The following is a 15,317-nucleotide window of genomic DNA, read 5'->3' on the forward strand; positions in this document are numbered from 1 at the left end:
TCTAAAGTTGACCGCTTCACCACCGGTCCAACGGGTCCGAAAACCAGACGACACAAATGGAAATGACCCAGACGACACCAGCGCAAGCTTCCAGACCGCAATCCGGTGCCCGCATCGGGCGTAACCTGACAAATCTGGTCTTCATCCTGCCGAGCGTCCTGCTGTCGCTGACAATCATCGGCTACCCGATCTTCGAGGTCATGCGCATGGCCGTCAGCGACGTCAATCGCTTCGGAAAGATCCGCGGCTTCGAAGGGCTTGGCAATTTCCTCAAAGTCTTCCAGGACCCCATTTTCATCCAGTCCAGCTACCAGACACTGATCTGGACCGTCGCTGTCGTCGGCGGCACCGTTCTGATCGCCATTCCCGTCGCCATTATCCTGAACGAGGATTTTCACGGACGCTCCATCGCGCGCACGATCGTACTCCTGCCCTGGGCTGTTTCCCTTGCCATGACGGCGCTTGTCTGGCGGTTTGTCGTCAATGGCGATTTCGGAACGCTCAACCTCGCACTGACGCAGCTTGGCCTGCCGTTCAACAACCACCCGTGGCTCGCCACGGCGGCCAGCGCCTTCACCATTGAGATTCTCGTGGGAATTCTGGTGTCGATCCCCTTTACCGTCACCATCTTCCTCGGCGGGCTGACATCGATCCCCGTGACGTTATACGAAGCGGCCGCGATGGACGGCGCGACACGGTGGCAAAGCCTCACCCGCATCACCTTGCCGATGTTGCGGCCCTTCCTCCAGATCGCGATCGTCCTCAACGTGATCTATGTCTTCAATTCTTTTCCCATCATCTGGATCATGACCAATGGCGGCCCCGCGAACGGTACAGACATTCTGATCACCTATGTCTACAAACAGGCCTTCGCCTTCGGAAAGCTGGATGTCGCAGCAGCCGCGTCGGTGCTGATGTTCCTTGTCCTTCTCGGGTTTTCGGTGCTTTACCTGTTCATGACCCGCCAGCGCGGGGCGGCTGGCCAATGACACGCAAAGCAAAACGTTCCGCCTTGTGCTGGCTCGGCCTGTCGCCGCTTCTGATCGTGGTTCTGTTCCCCTACGCGACCATGCTGTCGACGGCGCTCAAGCGCAAGGACGAGATCTTCCAGTTCGAGACGACATGGCTGCCGGACAGCCTTTATTTCGGAAACTTTATCGAACTTTTCGCAAACCGCGGCTTCGGCCGTGCACTGTTGAACTCGCTCTATATCAGCTTTGGCGCGACGCTGGTCTCGCTGGCGGTGGCGCTGCCCGCGGCCTATGCGCTCTCGCGCCTGCGAGTACCCGGGAAAGGCACGTTCAGGACCTATCTTCTGGTAACGCAGCTGATCTCCCCGATCGTGCTGATCGTCGGCCTGTTCCGTCTCTTCGCTTATCTGGGAATGATCAACGATCTCAACGCGCTGGTCTTCGCCCACAGCGCCTTCTACATGGCTTTCGCCGTCTGGATGCTGCAGAGCTATTTCGACACCATCCCGAAGGACCTGGAAGAAGCTGCCTGGATGGACGGCGCCAGCCGCCTGAAATCCTTCCGCCGGGTGTTCCTGCCGCTGTGCCTGCCCGGCATTGCCGTGACATCGCTGTTCACCTTCGTCAACAGCTGGAACGAATATGCCATGTCGCTGACGATCCTTCGGGAAGGGTCCCTGCAGACAGCACCGGTGAAAATCGCGTTCCTCACGGGAACCCTCTATGAGACGGAATGGAACATCATCATGGCGGCGACCCTGGTCGCCACCGTGCCGGTGGCGATCGTCTTCGCATCGATCCAGAGCTATTTGATCCGCGGTCTCTCGCTTGGAGGAGTAAAGTAAATGTCGTCCATAGCGATCAGGAATCTCACCAAGTCATACGGCAGCGTCCAAGTATTGCACGGGATCGATCTCGATATCGCGGATGAGGAATTCGTGGTGCTTGTCGGGCCCTCGGGCTGCGGAAAATCGACACTGCTGCGGATGATCGCAGGCCTTGAGGATATCACCGCCGGCGATCTGCACATCGACGGAACCCGCATGAACGACGTCAGCCCGCAAAAGCGCGACCTTGCGATGGTCTTTCAGTCCTACGCGCTCTACCCGCACATGACCGTCGCGGAAAACATGGCCTTCTCCCTGTCGCTGCGCGGCAAGCAGAAATCGGCAATAGAGCGGGAGGTCGGGGACGCCGCCAGAATTCTTCATCTGGAGGACTATCTCGACCGTTTGCCCAAAAGCCTGTCCGGCGGACAGCGGCAGCGCGTCGCCATGGGCCGCGCCATCGTCAGACATCCGAAGGCCTTCCTGTTCGACGAACCCCTGTCCAATCTGGACGCGAAGTTGCGAACCCATATGCGCGCCGAGATCAAGCAACTGCACCAGTCGCTGGGCGCGACCTCGGTCTATGTGACCCATGACCAGATCGAGGCCATGACGCTTGCCGACCGCATCGTCGTCATGAATGCGGGCCGCGTCGAACAGGTCGGGACGCCTCTGGAACTGTTCGACCGGCCCCGGACGCGATTCGTTGCAGGCTTCATCGGGGCGCCGGCGATGAATTTCTTCGAAGGCAAAGTCGAACTGAATGAGCAGGGAAAACCACATACGCATATCGGCCCCTCCCCGGTCGCACTCCCGGAGGGTATGGAGAGCCAGGCGGGCGCCATCGTCACCGTGGGGCTGCGGCCCCAGCACATTCCGGTTTCGGCGGCATCAACTGACGGCAACGCCAGGGTCGAGCTGGTCGAACAGACCGGATGCGAGACCAACCTGCTGTTGAAACTGGCCGGGATCGACTTTACCGTCCAGACCCGGGACCGGCTCGAGGTCAATGCGGGTGATGCGGTCAACCTTGAGTTCGATAGCCGGAACATGCACGTTTTCGACAGCAATAGCGGCCAGAGACTGAACTAGAAGCGAGCACGATATGCCAAAACCCGCGGCGCGTCCTGTCACGAGAGACCCGGAAAAAAAATCGAAGATCATACTGAAGGCCGCCCGGAAGGAATTCGCGTCCGCCGGATTCGACGGCGCGCGGGTCGACAGGATCGCGGCCAAGTCGAAACATTCCAAGGGATTGATTTATCATCATTTTCAATCCAAGGACGAACTCTTCCGCTCGGTTCTTGTGCAAATGTACCAGGAGCTCAGCGAGGAGAACAAGGAGCTCTTTCTCGAGGAGTTCGAGCCGCAGGCGGGCGTGATCCGGCTTATCGAGCACACATTCGACTACTTCGCCAACAATCCGGATTTCATCATCCTGATCAATGCGGAAAACCTGATGAAGGCGCAGCACCTGCGGAAATCCGAGGATGTCCGCAAATCCTTCGAGCCTCTCAGAGCCAGCCTCGACGCGCTGCTGAAAAAAGGAGCGCAGCAAGGCATATTCCGGCCCAATGTGGATTCCACCGAACTCTATATCTCGATTGTCGCGCTGGGCTATTTCTACCTGTCCAACATGCACACGCTGAGCGTGGTTTTCGACAAGGCGCTCGGCGACGAGAAGGCGATCGCGGCGCGCAAGCAGCACATAAAGGAACTCGTACTGGGCTTTTTGCGCAACAAGGAACCGGACACTTGACCGGTTCCGTCCTGGCCGGTTTTCCGGCGACGACGATCCGCTGGCGCGACCAGCTCGACACGCCGGCGGTGGTCGTCGACCTCGACATCGTCGAACGCAATCTGCGGCGCGGCGCCGAATTCGCGGCATCGGCCAGTGTCGATTTCCGCCCGCATATCAAGACGCACAAGATTCCCGCCCTGGCCCGGGCACAGCTTGAACTCGGCGCTTGCGGCATCACCGCCCAGAAGGTGTCGGAAGCCGAAATCATGGCGGATGCCGGTCTCGACGACATACTGATTTCCTTCAACATTCTGGGCCGCACGAAGCTGCAGCGGCTGCGCGCCCTGGCCGAGCGCGTGCGGCTGAGAACGGTCGCCGACAACGCTACCGTCATCGACGGCCTGAGCTCCGCATTCTCGGGCACCCCCGACCGGTTGGGCGTGCTGGTCGAACTCGACGGCGCCTTGAAGCGCTGCGGCGTACCCACGGTCGAACATGCCATGGACCATGCGCGCAAGGTGGACCGCGCCGCCGGCCTCCGGTTTGACGGTTTCATGATCTATCCGGCGCCGGATCATTGGCAGGACGCGCTGACCTTTCTTGCCGCCTGCAAGGATGCCGCGCTGCAGGCCGGGCTTGACCCACGCGTGCTGTCGACCGGCGGCTCGCCCGACATGGTCAAATTCGCACCTGACGCAAACGTGACCGAATACCGCGCGGGAAGCTACATCTACAACGACCGCGCGCTGGTTTCGATGGGCGGCGCTTCGGTGTCCGATTGCGCGCTGACGGTCCATGCGACCGTCGTCAGCACGCCGACGCCGACACGCGCCATCATCGATGCCGGCAGCAAATCACTGTCTTCGGACCTGTTCGGCCTGTCGGGCTTTGGAATGGTCAGGAACCGGTCGGACGCCGACATCTTCGCGTTGAGCGAAGAGCACGGGCACATTGAATTTGCCGATGGCGCACCGGCCGTCGGCGATCATATCGCGATCATCCCCAACCATGCCTGCGTCGTTTCAAACCTGACAGATCATGTGCAGTTCGTGCGAGGCGATTACTGGGTCGGCGAGCAGCGTGTGGAGGCGCGTGGCACGGTTCAGTAGTCCCAGCCGGTTTTCATCCTCAAGCTGTTTCAGTCGCTTCATCTCCAACGGCATCAGACCGACGTACTGTTGCTTTGCATTTAATTGGGTTCTTCTTCAAAGTGTGTGATTGAGCGGCATCATTCTCGCCCGCATCAATTCTGGCCCGGCGCGTCCGTACATGGCCCGTTTTAGCGTTTTGAGGCGGTTGATCTGCCCTTCGGCTTGTCCGTTGCTCCAGGGAAGTTCGATGGCATTCTTCACGGCCTCGAGATCCCGGTGCAAAATCCGGGCAAACCGTACGACTTCGACAAGCTGTGTTTCGATTGCATCGTCGATCCATTCTTCCACAAAACGCGCATTACTGCTGCGCAAGATGCCGTTGAAACGCATGGCTAAACTCCGCATCGTGGCAAAGGCTGCGGAGCCTTGTTTAAGCGCTTCGACCTTTCTCGCCTGGCTTTCTGTCAACTTGCCCCGCGGTTTGATGCACAAAGCCGCTGCGATAACGGACGAGATCATGCGGCCGGTATCAGGATCGCGGACAGGCTCTGACACTCGGACTTTGAGGGCCGCCTCATTGGATTGAGAGTTCTGAGCGCTACGCCATTCCTTCAACAGCCGTTCCAGATTGGAGCGACTGCCTGTGTAGCCACGGTTCTTGACATCATGAAAGAGATGACGCCCGTTGCGGTTTCCGTTCCTCCAACAGTCCGTAAGAAATTCTTCAAAATATAGAGGAGAGGTGGTTTTCAACGCGGCTCGTTTTCGGTCCCAAGGTGCACTTGAGGTAAGCCAATTCGTCACGCTGCGACGACCATACCCTGTCCTTCTCGCGATTTCGCTGTATGAGAGGCCCCGTTGGCGCATAGAGTGTAGCGTATCGAATATTTCCTGACGCGATTGTCTGTGTGCTAGACGGGCACGTTGGAAACAAGCTCTGGTGCTGGCGATAGAGTCTTCCGATAAGACCGGTCTCACGTTGGCGTGCCCATAAAGGCTCATTTGCGCCTTGATCGCCGCCCGAAGGTTTTGGACCAGATGGAAACGATCAGCTACCTGTTTAGCCTGTGGTGCACCCTCTCTAGCAACCTGAGAATAAAGACCGCAGCAATCTCTGCTGGCGACTTCGATGAAAGGCCGTTCTTGCAGCCACGCTTTCACGCCTTTGACACTGCGATCATCCAGAACATCGACGACAGATCGTTTCTCGAGATCGACCATGATCGTTCCGTAATGCGAGCACCTTCGCCAGTTCCAATCATCAATTCCGAGGACGCGAACGTCGTTGTTTTGCACAGAGTTCGGCGCGTTCTGTTTCAATTAGCGCAGGATCGTATTGTCACTGACAGGCATCCCCAGCCGATGCAACAGGCTTTCGGCCGGACGACCACCCATGCCATGGCCCACGAGACCTACGATTTCAGCCATCCTCGACGTTCGGTGCGCATATGGTGGCGCAATCGCTGGAAGCTGATCCGAGAAAGTGCGCCGCCTGCATTTGCGGTTCCTGCACTGCCAACGCAAAATCGTCAGCGTCACCTTCACCGGGCACCCCTGGATTGGCAAATATGCAAATCGACGGTTGCGCTGACCGTGACGATGACGACTTCGGCAGCCGCAATCCGGGCAGATACCAACCGGTTTTGCTTCGACCGAAACAATCCAGTTTTCTTCATCTTGGAAGGTCATGCCCTGAACTTTGACCCTTGGGCCGGGCGACCATTTTGATTTTGTTCGCATGACTTCAAGTCATACGACGGAAGCGTCCCACAATCACACACTTTGAAGAAGAACCACAAGAATTGTACACGTGACCGTTTAAGTGATTGAAAAATATGAATGGACTTTCCAGTCCATCACCGGACCTCCGAACGAAATCTGGTCGGTCGGCAATTAGCCCAAATTTGATTTCAGTTGGTACCCATATGGTACCCAATCCCGAATAGAGCATGTGAGCAAGAAACAAAAAAACCGCTATCCTATCGGGATAGCGGGTTAATTTTGGTTGCGGGGACACGCAACCATCGACAGCAGCAGGGACTTTTCCATACAGCAGCGTGACGATCCAAGTTAATCCAATAGAACATCCAAGTCACTGGCTTAATGTGTATCTATCGTTACTGGCAACCACATGCTGAATTGACTATGATGGATAGTTGTCATTCAATATTCAAACATTTATGGAATTTAAATAGATTTATAAATTTGTAATCATTTTCTAAAAATTTCCCTCACCTCATTATATTGTGCCTTTGATTGATTTTGAGAAATTCTTACTCCGAAATCGAATTTATCAAACAACAATTAATTATACCGGAGAACAAGCTGTGGCCGGTTCATTTGTACGGCCGAGTCTAACGATAAAACTAAGCGTTGATCGCTTCGATTTTGACATTGGATATCTTGAGGGGCCCAGCTATTTTGATGAGCCAGTCTTCAGGGTTCTCATCCATGAGTTGACCCACTTTTGGCAGACAGTTTCTATGAATTTTCTCGTAAAAGCTGCCCTATCTGAGTGGCGGCAGCTCATTGATTATGAAACTTCTGGAAACACGCAGTCTCAAAATAGATTTGAGGACAAACTTGAGCAGCGCGACAAAACCTCTGGTCTGAAACCCAATGATCTGTTGGAAGCTCACGCCCTTTATTGGGACGTCAGTATCCTCGGTGTTTTCAACGTAAAGAATTGGCGAAACATCAATCGCAGTATGGTTGATGTTGGAGACAGAAAAATTCAACGGTCACCATCAAGTCCTATCACCAGTCAGTCGGGGGGCTCATTTGATGAAGTCATGTTATCGGATTCATTCTATTCCGATCCCTACAGAATGCTGCACAACAGGACGGACAGCTTTTTTGCAGCTCTGACGTTCCCAATTGTGGTTTATTTTGCGTTTCAAACAGACGATCCAGTCATCGCTTATACGGAAGCTGTCAAAACAATCCGCCCTCTTGTAGATGGCATTTATGGCTCGCCAGATCTTGAAAAACGGCAAGAAGTTTATTTCCTTGCGATCCAATCTCACGTCATGCGGGCGGCTGAAACGAAAGGGTTGAGCTTTACAGAACCGAGAGCAGTTTTGACCGATTTGTTGAACGAAACAAATCAAAGCCAAATCAATCCTTTACTTCTCCATTACGCCGCAAAAATGCACACCTTGGAAGAGCAGGCCAAGCAGTATGGAGCCGATTTGAACCGCTATTTTGCACTCTGCGGGAATGTACAATACCGGAAGGAACTTATGGGCGGAGGCCCAATGCCTCCATTGGTTCAGTTTGCGGATGGAGAATGGCCACTACAGGCAATGATAAATCAGTTCATGCGAACAGGAGCATATGATGAAACGGAAAATGACGAACTGGCAACTATCGCGAAGGATATTGGTCGCCGGTGGAGCAGCTACCGTATCGCTGCCTTTGTGGCTAATTAACTCAAAACTGGTTTTTGCACAATCCCACGATAAACAAGTCAGTGTCGCTCTAATTGTCGGGCAAAATGAAGTCGATGGATTGCGGAAGATTGATCCAGGAGTTGAGCTTGGCCCGGCCAATAAATATGAAAATCCGGATGGTGACAGTCCTGATCCCGGATTTGCGCCGTTGGTAATTATGGTGGCGGCTGTAACAATCGGGTACCTGGCCAAGACGGCATTTGAGTTGTGGGAAAACTACAAATACTGCGGATTAATTGTTGATCTGCGAAAAGACCCGGTTCAAGTGATTGAAAATACCAACCTCGCACGCGGCACTTTGCTGGTTGTAAATGCTGATGGTTCAACCAAGCTACATACGCCTGAAAATGAAAGCGCATTGCAGCAAATACTGACTCAAGTTCTCGCGAAATGAGCGGATTAACCGACTGATTTTGGTGAAAAACCGTTGCGTGTTGCTTGAGGAGAATTTTGTAGATTGCCACTTCCAGAGCCGCAACCTGCTAGGGCTTTTTCTTCTTGCCAAGTTTCTGGGCTGGTCTCGACATCCTCGAGTAGAATATCCGGAACCGGCAGCATACACGGATGTTTTTCTTGCAATGTTTGATCCGCAGAGCCTTCGGGATTTGCCGGAGCTCCAGACAACCAACCTATGAATTGTGACTTCGCCACACTGTCCTTTACTAATTTTGAAGCCCTATCGCCCGATTTGCGCGGCCGTGAACTCGGCATTCGGTTGGAAGCTTTTGCCACCCATGAAGACAGCTTCGATCAACAGTTCGGCGGATCGAAGTCGCCCTTGAAGGTCTTTTGTCATTAACATTACGCCACCTTCAGATCGGCAGCGCGCGCATTTTCGAGGGTCCCATCGAACATCGTAAGTGGTGGATAGGCGGCGGGGTCGGTCTGAATGTCAATCAGCGTCGGTCCATTCGAGGCCAGTGCGGATTGAATGGTACCTTCCAAATCTTCTGGGTTCTTGACGATTGCGCTTGGACAGGCGCAGGCGGCGGCGACGGCCGCGTGATCGACGGTGCCAAAATAACACGCACCGGTATGGCGGCCAAATTTAACATGCTCGGCGTCTTTCTGATAGCCCAGTGTCCCGTTGTTCAGCACAAGTATCGTGACGGCGATGTCCTCTCGCACAAGGGTTTCAAGCTCCGACCAGACATGGCCGAAACCACCATCCCCGACGAGACAGACAACCGGTTGATCCGGAGCGGCGAGCTTGGCCCCCATTGCCAGCGGCAGCCCCCATCCGAGCCCCGCCAAGCCGCGCGGTGTCAGAAATCTCATGCCCGGCCTTTGAGCCGTCAGATAGCTGTTTACCCACACTGAAGAGTAGCTGGCATCCGCGCAGACAATCGCATTGTCAGGAAGCAGGCGATCAAGCTCGGCCATGATCCGTTCCGGCCGGATCGGTATGGCGTTGGATGTGATCAAGGGCTGCGAGGTCGACGCTCGGCTCACCCTTGCGACCGCAATCATGCGCTCGAGGGCCACCCTTTGCTCCGAGCGCTTCGCCAAGTCGAAATTATTTAGCGTTTCGATTAGGGCGCCGAGCGTGCACTTTGCATCGCCTTGAAGCCTGAGGGCATGGTAGTTTCGGCCGATCTCCTGACCATCTATGTCGAGATGAATGAAGGGCGTGGTTTTGGGAAAAACCTGCCAGCTGTCGGTTCCGTTCTGGTTGGTGCGGTTGCCAATGAGAAAGACGACATCCGCTTTGTCGACAATGGCGCGTGTGTGCTTGCCAATCGATCCCTTCCCCATGACATTGCCAATAAGTCCAAGGCTCAATGGGTGTGTTTCATTAATAGCTCCCTTGCCCATCATCGTCGTTGCCACCGGCAGATGCGCCAGTTCCTGTAGTAGCGCCAACTCCTGGCACGCTTGAGCCCCGTGGACGCCGCCGCCGGCAACAACAAGTGGCAGCTCCGCTTCGGCCAAAAGCTTAGCCGCTTCTTCGATCCTCAATGTGTCGGCACAAGGGCGATCAAGCGGATACCTTCCGAGCAAACTGCAGCTCTCAATGTCGGTCGCATCGATCTTTTCCAGAAGCAAATCGGCCGGAAGCATAAGCGCGACCGGCCCCGGCCTGCCGCTTGTCGCCGCGGTGAAGGCCTGGCGCATATAGTCATCGATGCGGCCTGCGCAGCGAACTGTTCGTGCCCATTTGGTACAAGATGCAAAAAGCGATTGATGGTCGAACTCCTGGAAGGCGTTTTTGTCTGTCTGATCGCGCGGCACTTCCTGAACGAGCGCAATAACCGGAATACTCGCTTTCAAGGCTTCGGCCAGGGGAGGCACCAGCAATGTTGCGGCGGGCCCGTTCTGCGCGCAGACAACGCCAACCTTGCCCGAGATGCGCGCGAAGCCGTCTGCCATCGTGCCGGCGGCGTTTTCGGTTCGATAAGTGATCTGTCTGATTCCGGCGTCTTCTGCAGCCAGAACCACCATGCTCGGCAGGCTTTGGCTGAACATCTCTGTTACACCGTAGGCGCTCAAAAGATGCGCGATCCGCTCGGCGACGATAATCGATTTTAGTTGAGTCATGATTGGTACGTCTTTCGTTGGTGGCCGACACGCTGAAACATTGCCATTGGCCCTCACCATTTCATTGCTTGTTGTTCGATGTCGTCATGCCCATTGGCAGAAAAATTACCCGGGTCTACGGGAGCTGAAAAATCCCGCCGCACGATGCTTGACCGCCGCTGTTACCGAAAAAGTCCCTCCGAAACGATTGCGTCTTCCAACTTCGCGGTCAATGCATCGATGTGGCTTTCATTCATTGGCGTGGACAATGCGATCAGCCCGGTGTTGGAGATGAGTATGCCGCGCTCCAACAGGGCAAAGTGAAGGTCCTGCATGAACTGCTTTTCAGCCGGCGACTGGAAGTATTGAGCATAGGTGGAGGGCGGACGGGCTTTGGGATGAAGCCTGATAAGAGAACCCAGGCCCGTTGCACTGAGCGTGCATCCGAGATCGCGGGAGAGCCTTTCAACAGATCTTCGCGCGTAATCGCCAAGCACCTCCAGCCGCTCGAAAGCCGGTCGATCGAGTGCAATAAGCGACGCGTGTCCAGCCACCATTGAGACAGGGTTTGCCGCAAAAGTTCCACCTTGAGGCACAACGGAGCCGCGAGAGCTATCAAAGACCCACACGATCTCTTCTCGCCCGCCGATCGCACCAATAGGCATTCCACCTCCGATCACCTTGCCGAGCGTTGTCAAGTCCGCTCTCAACCCAAATCGTTGCGCGGCCCCGTGATAACCCAGGCGAAAATTGAGGACTTCGTCAGAGATAATGAGCGTATCATTCTTCTGCGCGTACTCATTCAGTAGTTCGACATATTCTGACTTAAGCGGAATCAAGCCGGGACGGCTCGGCATTGTGTCGACCACAATTGCGGCCAATGAGCATTCCTGCTCGGACAGAATGGATCGGGTCCGCTCAAGATCGTTGAACGGCAGAACGACGACCTCCGACGTCACGGAGGGCGGCATCCCGATATAGTTGGCACGGGCTGGCGGGTTAAGATTGTTCCCATCGGGTGTGGTCGTTTCGGAAACCTCTGCCCAGTCGTATGCGCCGTGATAGGCGCCCTCGAACTTTGCTATCTTGTGGCGACCGGTGAACGCCCGGGCCGCCTTTATGGCAAACATGACGGCTTCGGTCCCGGTGTTCACAAATCTGATCTGATCGATAGAAGGAACCCGGCTAACAATCAGTTCCGCCAGATCAATCTCCGATGAAGTCGGATTGGCGAAACAGGATCCCAAATTGAGCTGTGCGATTGCCGCTTCTGTCACCGGGCCAAAACAATGGCCATGAATGAGTGTTGTGAAGTTGTTTGCAAAATCGATGTAGGAATGACCGTCTTCGTCAAAAACTCGCGCACCATCTCCCCTGTTCAGGTAAATCGGGTGATCACGGAACATAATTGTCGTACGCGTCGTTCCGCCGGGAAAGACGCGTTTGGCCCTTTCAAACAGTTTCCTTGACGATCTCGACACTTCAGTTGCAACGACCAACGCACTAACCCTCTTTTGACGTATGAAATATGATACATCAAAATTATAGAAATAAAAGCACCAATCGGGGCCTTCATCAAGCGATGAGTTCGGACAGCCGTGCGTATCCGGCTTCAATGTCGGATGTGATCCAGTTGGAAGCCTCGAATGGCTTCTCTGCTTCAAGCGCTGCCAGCAGGGCGTTGTGATTGCTGATACCTGCCCTGCTAATCGAGAATTCCGGATAAAGAAGGTTGAGAGACGGCCCTATGCGCATCCAACACGACTCGATCATTTGAACCGCGTACATGAAGCCGCTGCAACGGTAGATCAAAAAGTGAAACTCCTCGTTTTGTCTCAACACTTCTCGAAAGTTTCCCCGGTTCATTGATTTCTCGAGACGGTTTTGGATCCTGTGCAGTTGCGAGACCTGAGGTTTTGATAACCTTTGCGCACCGAGATCTGTAACCAGAGGCTCCAAGCGTTTACGTATGGCGGTGACCTCCTCCAGCGCATGGCGATTCAGAACCGGCACCACGACGGTTTTTGGTCCCTCATATTCGAGAGCTCCTTCAATAATCAGTCTGCCGACCGCTTCCCGGGCCGGAGTGAAGCTTACCTGCGCAGCGTCGGCGATCGCGCGGATCGTGACCTTTTCGCCGGGTTTGTAGACACCGGTCATCAAAGCGCGTCGTAGCTCCAGATAAACTCGAGCACTGAGGCTGTTTTCGCGCTTTACCGGTCTAATTGTGGACATCTCTGAGTTTCTTGTCGTTGCTTTCAACAGCCATGATCACCGCGTGGAACGGTAAACTATGATTTTTGATACATCAACACACTTGCGACCGGCCCGCGCTCAAAAACCAATCCCACGCAAGTGCCTCTCTTGACAATTTTCGATGTATAATATTTGATACATCAAAATTGAATGGGAGGATAAATGACATGATCTGGATTGGCAAACATCAGCTTGTCGGCATAAGCGCTGCCGCGTTTTCCTTGGCGCTGGGAACGGCCTTTGCGCCAACCGATGTGCGCGCCGAGGACGACGTTCTGGTGATGGCGGCTACGGGCGGCAGCTATCAAAATCTTATGAAGGAACACATTTTTGATCCCTTCACGGAAGAAACGGGAATCAAGGTGGTGTTCGTATCGGGCTCAATTGGCGAGCGTTGGGCCAAGATCGAGGCAATGACCAATGCCGGCAATTTTGAATGGGACCTGATGGAATCCGGCGCGGGTGACATCTTCAATCCCGCACGCACCAAGTTCCTGGAAAATCTAGGCGAAAACTGTGCGAAGGTACCCAAGGCCTACACGGATGGATTGCCCACGACCTGCGCCGAATACGGCGTGCTCGTTGGCGTCGGCTCAACGCAGCTGACTGTCAACACCGATGCCTTCGGAGCTTCATATCCTACGACATGGAAGGATTTCTGGGATGTCGAGACATATCCCGGGCCCCGCGCGCTTCAGAACTTCGGATCGCCCTGGAGGGTCCTGGTCGGCGCTCTGACAGCGGATGGCGTGAGCAAAGAAGATCTCTTTCCGTTGGATCTCGATCGTGCTTTTGCAAAGCTCGATGAAATCAAACCCCAGATACAACTGTGGTGGAACTCCGGAGACCAAATTCAGCGTGCTTTCCGCGAGGAAGAAGTCACGTTCGGCATGATCTGGGGAACGAGACTAGCTTTCCTGAAGCAGGAGGGAGTGCCGCTGAAACCTCTGTGGGATGGTGCAACGCTCAATGAGGCGCACTGGGTTGTCTTCAAGGACGGGCCGCACAAGGACGTCGCGCTCAAGTTCTTAAACTGGCTCTATGACAACCCACAAGCGCAGTACAACTTCACCGTCGCAGGCTCAATCTCGCCGGCAACCAAGTCGGCAGTCGAATTTTTCAAACCGGAAGAACAGGTGGACCAGCCCGGCCATCCGGACAATGTAGGCGGAATCCTCCCGGTCGACTACAAGTACCTTGCAGATAACCACGAGGCGATCCTAGAGCGCTGGAATACCTGGTTGGCTAACTGACGGGTATTGTCGTCACAACTGATGGGCCCGAAGGATGATCTCCTTCGGGCCTTTTTCGTGGTGTGTCCGCACCATTCGACTGGTTGTGTTAGCCTAATGGCAACCCGGAGGGTATGGGCTCTGCAGTCTCGATTCCCTACGGGCCGCGATGCAGGGAGACGACGGCTCAACCCAAACAAAGAGCACCGATATGAGATGGAAGCACAGGCCCGAGGGTTCAAACTGGGGCGAATTCGGCGCCGATGACCAGCTTGGGAGACTGAACCTTATCGACGATGCTTGCAGGCTGCGGGCTGCAAGGGAGATCAGGTCCGGAAAGAGTTTCTGCCTGAGCCTGCCTTTGGACGTTCCCGAAACAGGTTTCTCCGAGTTGAGAAAAAGACCTGTGCAACATTTTGCGCAACGGGCAAACGGCCAGGTTAACGTGAATTATCCGCTGCGAAACGAAGACCCCAGATACACGGACATCGTCTCGGACGACCAGTTCACGATCTCGACGCAATACTCCACTCAATGGGACGCGCTTGCCCATGTCGGCAGCGCTTTTGATGTCGAAGGGGACGGGATCCCGAGGCCGGTTTATTACAACGGGTATCGCGCGGGCACCGACGTGGTGAGCCCGCGTGACGATTCCGGACTAGCTGGCGCACATGCACTGTCGGTTGATGTCATGGCTCAACACACAATGCAGGGAAGAGGGATCATGATTGACCTGGCCGGACGCGTGGGAAATCGCGAATTGCTTGTCGGCTTTGCGCAGGTAGCAGCCATTGTCGACGAGGAAAAAATTACGGTAGGATCCGGCGACATCCTCTGTTTCCATACCGGGTTTGGCGACGCGCTCGCCAGAAGCACGCATGACAAATCGGTGGATGTGGACCCAAGGCGGTATCCAAGCCTTGACGGCAGAGATGCTCGACTTTGCGATTGGATCGACAAATCCGGCGTTGCTGCGATCGCAGCCGACAACGTTGCCGTGGAAGCCTATCCCAATATAGGTCCGGCGCAGTCCAAACCCTGCGCGGGGTTGCCGCTCCACGAGCATTGTCTTTTCAAGCTCGGCATCCCCTTGGGAGAGCTGTGGTATCTGACCGAGCTGAGAAACTGGCTGAAGGAAAATTCACGCAACAGATTCTTTCTGACATGCCCCCCGCTGCGCCTGCCGCGCGCGTTCGGGTCGCCGGTCACGCCTGTCGCGACGGTTTGAAC

General features: G+C 55.0%; 12 protein-coding genes and 1 pseudogene. 9 read left to right on the forward strand and 4 right to left on the reverse strand.

Annotation, left to right across the window (positions count from 1 at the left end):
• Nucleotides 1-56 precede the first annotated feature (56 nt).
• Genes OOZ53_RS20825 through OOZ53_RS20845 form a run of 5 tightly spaced genes read left to right on the forward strand, consistent with a single transcriptional unit; the run spans nucleotide 57 to nucleotide 4,648 of the window.
• The gene (locus OOZ53_RS20825) at nucleotides 57-989 is read left to right on the forward strand and encodes a carbohydrate ABC transporter permease (RefSeq protein WP_271091663.1); all 933 of its coding nucleotides are present in this window, start codon (nucleotides 57-59) and stop codon (nucleotides 987-989) included.
• Nucleotides 986-1,816 carry a carbohydrate ABC transporter permease gene (locus tag OOZ53_RS20830; RefSeq protein ID WP_271091664.1) on the forward strand — a complete coding sequence of 277 codons (831 nt, stop codon included), beginning with the start codon at nucleotides 986-988 and terminating at the stop codon, nucleotides 1,814-1,816. The genes OOZ53_RS20825 and OOZ53_RS20830 overlap by 4 nt, the downstream gene beginning before the upstream one ends.
• Entirely contained in the window at nucleotides 1,817-2,890 is a 1,074-nt protein-coding gene (locus tag OOZ53_RS20835; RefSeq protein ID WP_271091665.1) for an ABC transporter ATP-binding protein, read from the forward strand. It abuts the gene before it with no gap.
• A gap of 13 nt (nucleotides 2,891-2,903) precedes the next feature.
• On the forward strand, nucleotides 2,904-3,557 hold the full coding sequence (locus tag OOZ53_RS20840; protein WP_271091666.1) for a TetR/AcrR family transcriptional regulator: 654 nt from the start codon (nucleotides 2,904-2,906) through the stop codon (nucleotides 3,555-3,557).
• Entirely contained in the window at nucleotides 3,554-4,648 is a 1,095-nt protein-coding gene (locus OOZ53_RS20845; RefSeq protein WP_271091667.1) for an alanine racemase, read from the forward strand. Before OOZ53_RS20840 ends, OOZ53_RS20845 begins: the two co-directional genes overlap by 4 nt.
• A 96-nt stretch (nucleotides 4,649-4,744) precedes the next feature.
• Here OOZ53_RS20845 and OOZ53_RS20850 read toward each other — a convergent pair.
• Nucleotides 4,745-6,370, reverse strand: a pseudogene (locus OOZ53_RS20850) (ISL3 family transposase).
• A gap of 587 nt (nucleotides 6,371-6,957) precedes the next feature.
• Between OOZ53_RS20850 and OOZ53_RS20855 the strand changes: the two are divergent.
• Together OOZ53_RS20855 and OOZ53_RS20860 are read left to right on the forward strand one after the other, a co-directional pair.
• Entirely contained in the window at nucleotides 6,958-8,061 is a 1,104-nt protein-coding gene (locus tag OOZ53_RS20855; RefSeq protein WP_271091668.1) for a hypothetical protein, read from the forward strand.
• Nucleotides 8,012-8,476 (forward strand): hypothetical protein, encoded by a 465-nt coding sequence (locus OOZ53_RS20860; protein WP_271091669.1) that lies wholly within the window; start codon nucleotides 8,012-8,014, stop codon nucleotides 8,474-8,476. Before OOZ53_RS20855 ends, OOZ53_RS20860 begins: the two co-directional genes overlap by 50 nt.
• Before the next feature lie 407 nt (nucleotides 8,477-8,883).
• On the opposite strand, the gene OOZ53_RS20865 is transcribed toward OOZ53_RS20860, so the two are convergent.
• From OOZ53_RS20865 to OOZ53_RS20875, 3 genes are all read right to left on the reverse strand, one after another.
• Nucleotides 8,884-10,620, reverse strand: coding sequence for an acetolactate synthase catalytic subunit (locus tag OOZ53_RS20865; RefSeq protein WP_271091670.1), 1,737 nt, complete (start codon nucleotides 10,618-10,620; stop codon nucleotides 8,884-8,886).
• Nucleotides 10,621-10,781: 161 nt separating this feature from the next.
• A complete protein-coding gene (locus OOZ53_RS20870; protein WP_271091671.1) occupies nucleotides 10,782-12,098 on the reverse strand; it encodes an aspartate aminotransferase family protein in 1,317 nt (438 codons plus the stop codon).
• Between the two features lie 76 nt (nucleotides 12,099-12,174).
• Nucleotides 12,175-12,834 (reverse strand): GntR family transcriptional regulator, encoded by a 660-nt coding sequence (locus tag OOZ53_RS20875; protein ID WP_271091672.1) that lies wholly within the window; start codon nucleotides 12,832-12,834, stop codon nucleotides 12,175-12,177.
• A gap of 188 nt (nucleotides 12,835-13,022) precedes the next feature.
• On the opposite strand from OOZ53_RS20875, the gene OOZ53_RS20880 reads away from it, so the two are divergent.
• Together OOZ53_RS20880 and OOZ53_RS20885 are read left to right on the forward strand one after the other, a co-directional pair.
• Nucleotides 13,023-14,108 (forward strand): ABC transporter substrate-binding protein, encoded by a 1,086-nt coding sequence (locus OOZ53_RS20880; RefSeq protein WP_271091673.1) that lies wholly within the window; start codon nucleotides 13,023-13,025, stop codon nucleotides 14,106-14,108.
• 148 nt (nucleotides 14,109-14,256) lie between these two features.
• A complete protein-coding gene (locus tag OOZ53_RS20885; RefSeq protein ID WP_271091674.1) occupies nucleotides 14,257-15,315 on the forward strand; it encodes a cyclase family protein in 1,059 nt (352 codons plus the stop codon).
• Nucleotides 15,316-15,317 lie beyond the last annotated feature (2 nt).

The sequence above is a fragment of the Allohoeflea poritis genome (genome assembly GCF_027889715.1).
Lineage (GTDB): Bacteria > Pseudomonadota > Alphaproteobacteria > Rhizobiales > Rhizobiaceae > Hoeflea_A > Hoeflea_A poritis.

Bases quoted from the DNA above. Each gene is read 5' to 3' on its own strand.
- OOZ53_RS20825 (WP_271091663.1), top strand. From the start codon at position 57: ATGGAAATGACCCAGACGACACCAGCGCAAGCTTCCAGACCGCAATCC.
- OOZ53_RS20830 (WP_271091664.1), top strand. From the start codon at position 986: ATGACACGCAAAGCAAAACGTTCCGCCTTGTGCTGGCTCGGCCTGTCG.
- OOZ53_RS20835 (WP_271091665.1), top strand. From the start codon at position 1,817: ATGTCGTCCATAGCGATCAGGAATCTCACCAAGTCATACGGCAGCGTC.
- OOZ53_RS20840 (WP_271091666.1), top strand. From the start codon at position 2,904: ATGCCAAAACCCGCGGCGCGTCCTGTCACGAGAGACCCGGAAAAAAAA.
- OOZ53_RS20865 (WP_271091670.1), bottom strand. From the start codon at position 10,620: ATGACTCAACTAAAATCGATTATCGTCGCCGAGCGGATCGCGCATCTT.
- OOZ53_RS20875 (WP_271091672.1), bottom strand. From the start codon at position 12,834: ATGTCCACAATTAGACCGGTAAAGCGCGAAAACAGCCTCAGTGCTCGA.
- OOZ53_RS20880 (WP_271091673.1), top strand. From the start codon at position 13,023: ATGATCTGGATTGGCAAACATCAGCTTGTCGGCATAAGCGCTGCCGCG.
- OOZ53_RS20885 (WP_271091674.1), top strand. From the start codon at position 14,257: ATGCAGGGAGACGACGGCTCAACCCAAACAAAGAGCACCGATATGAGA.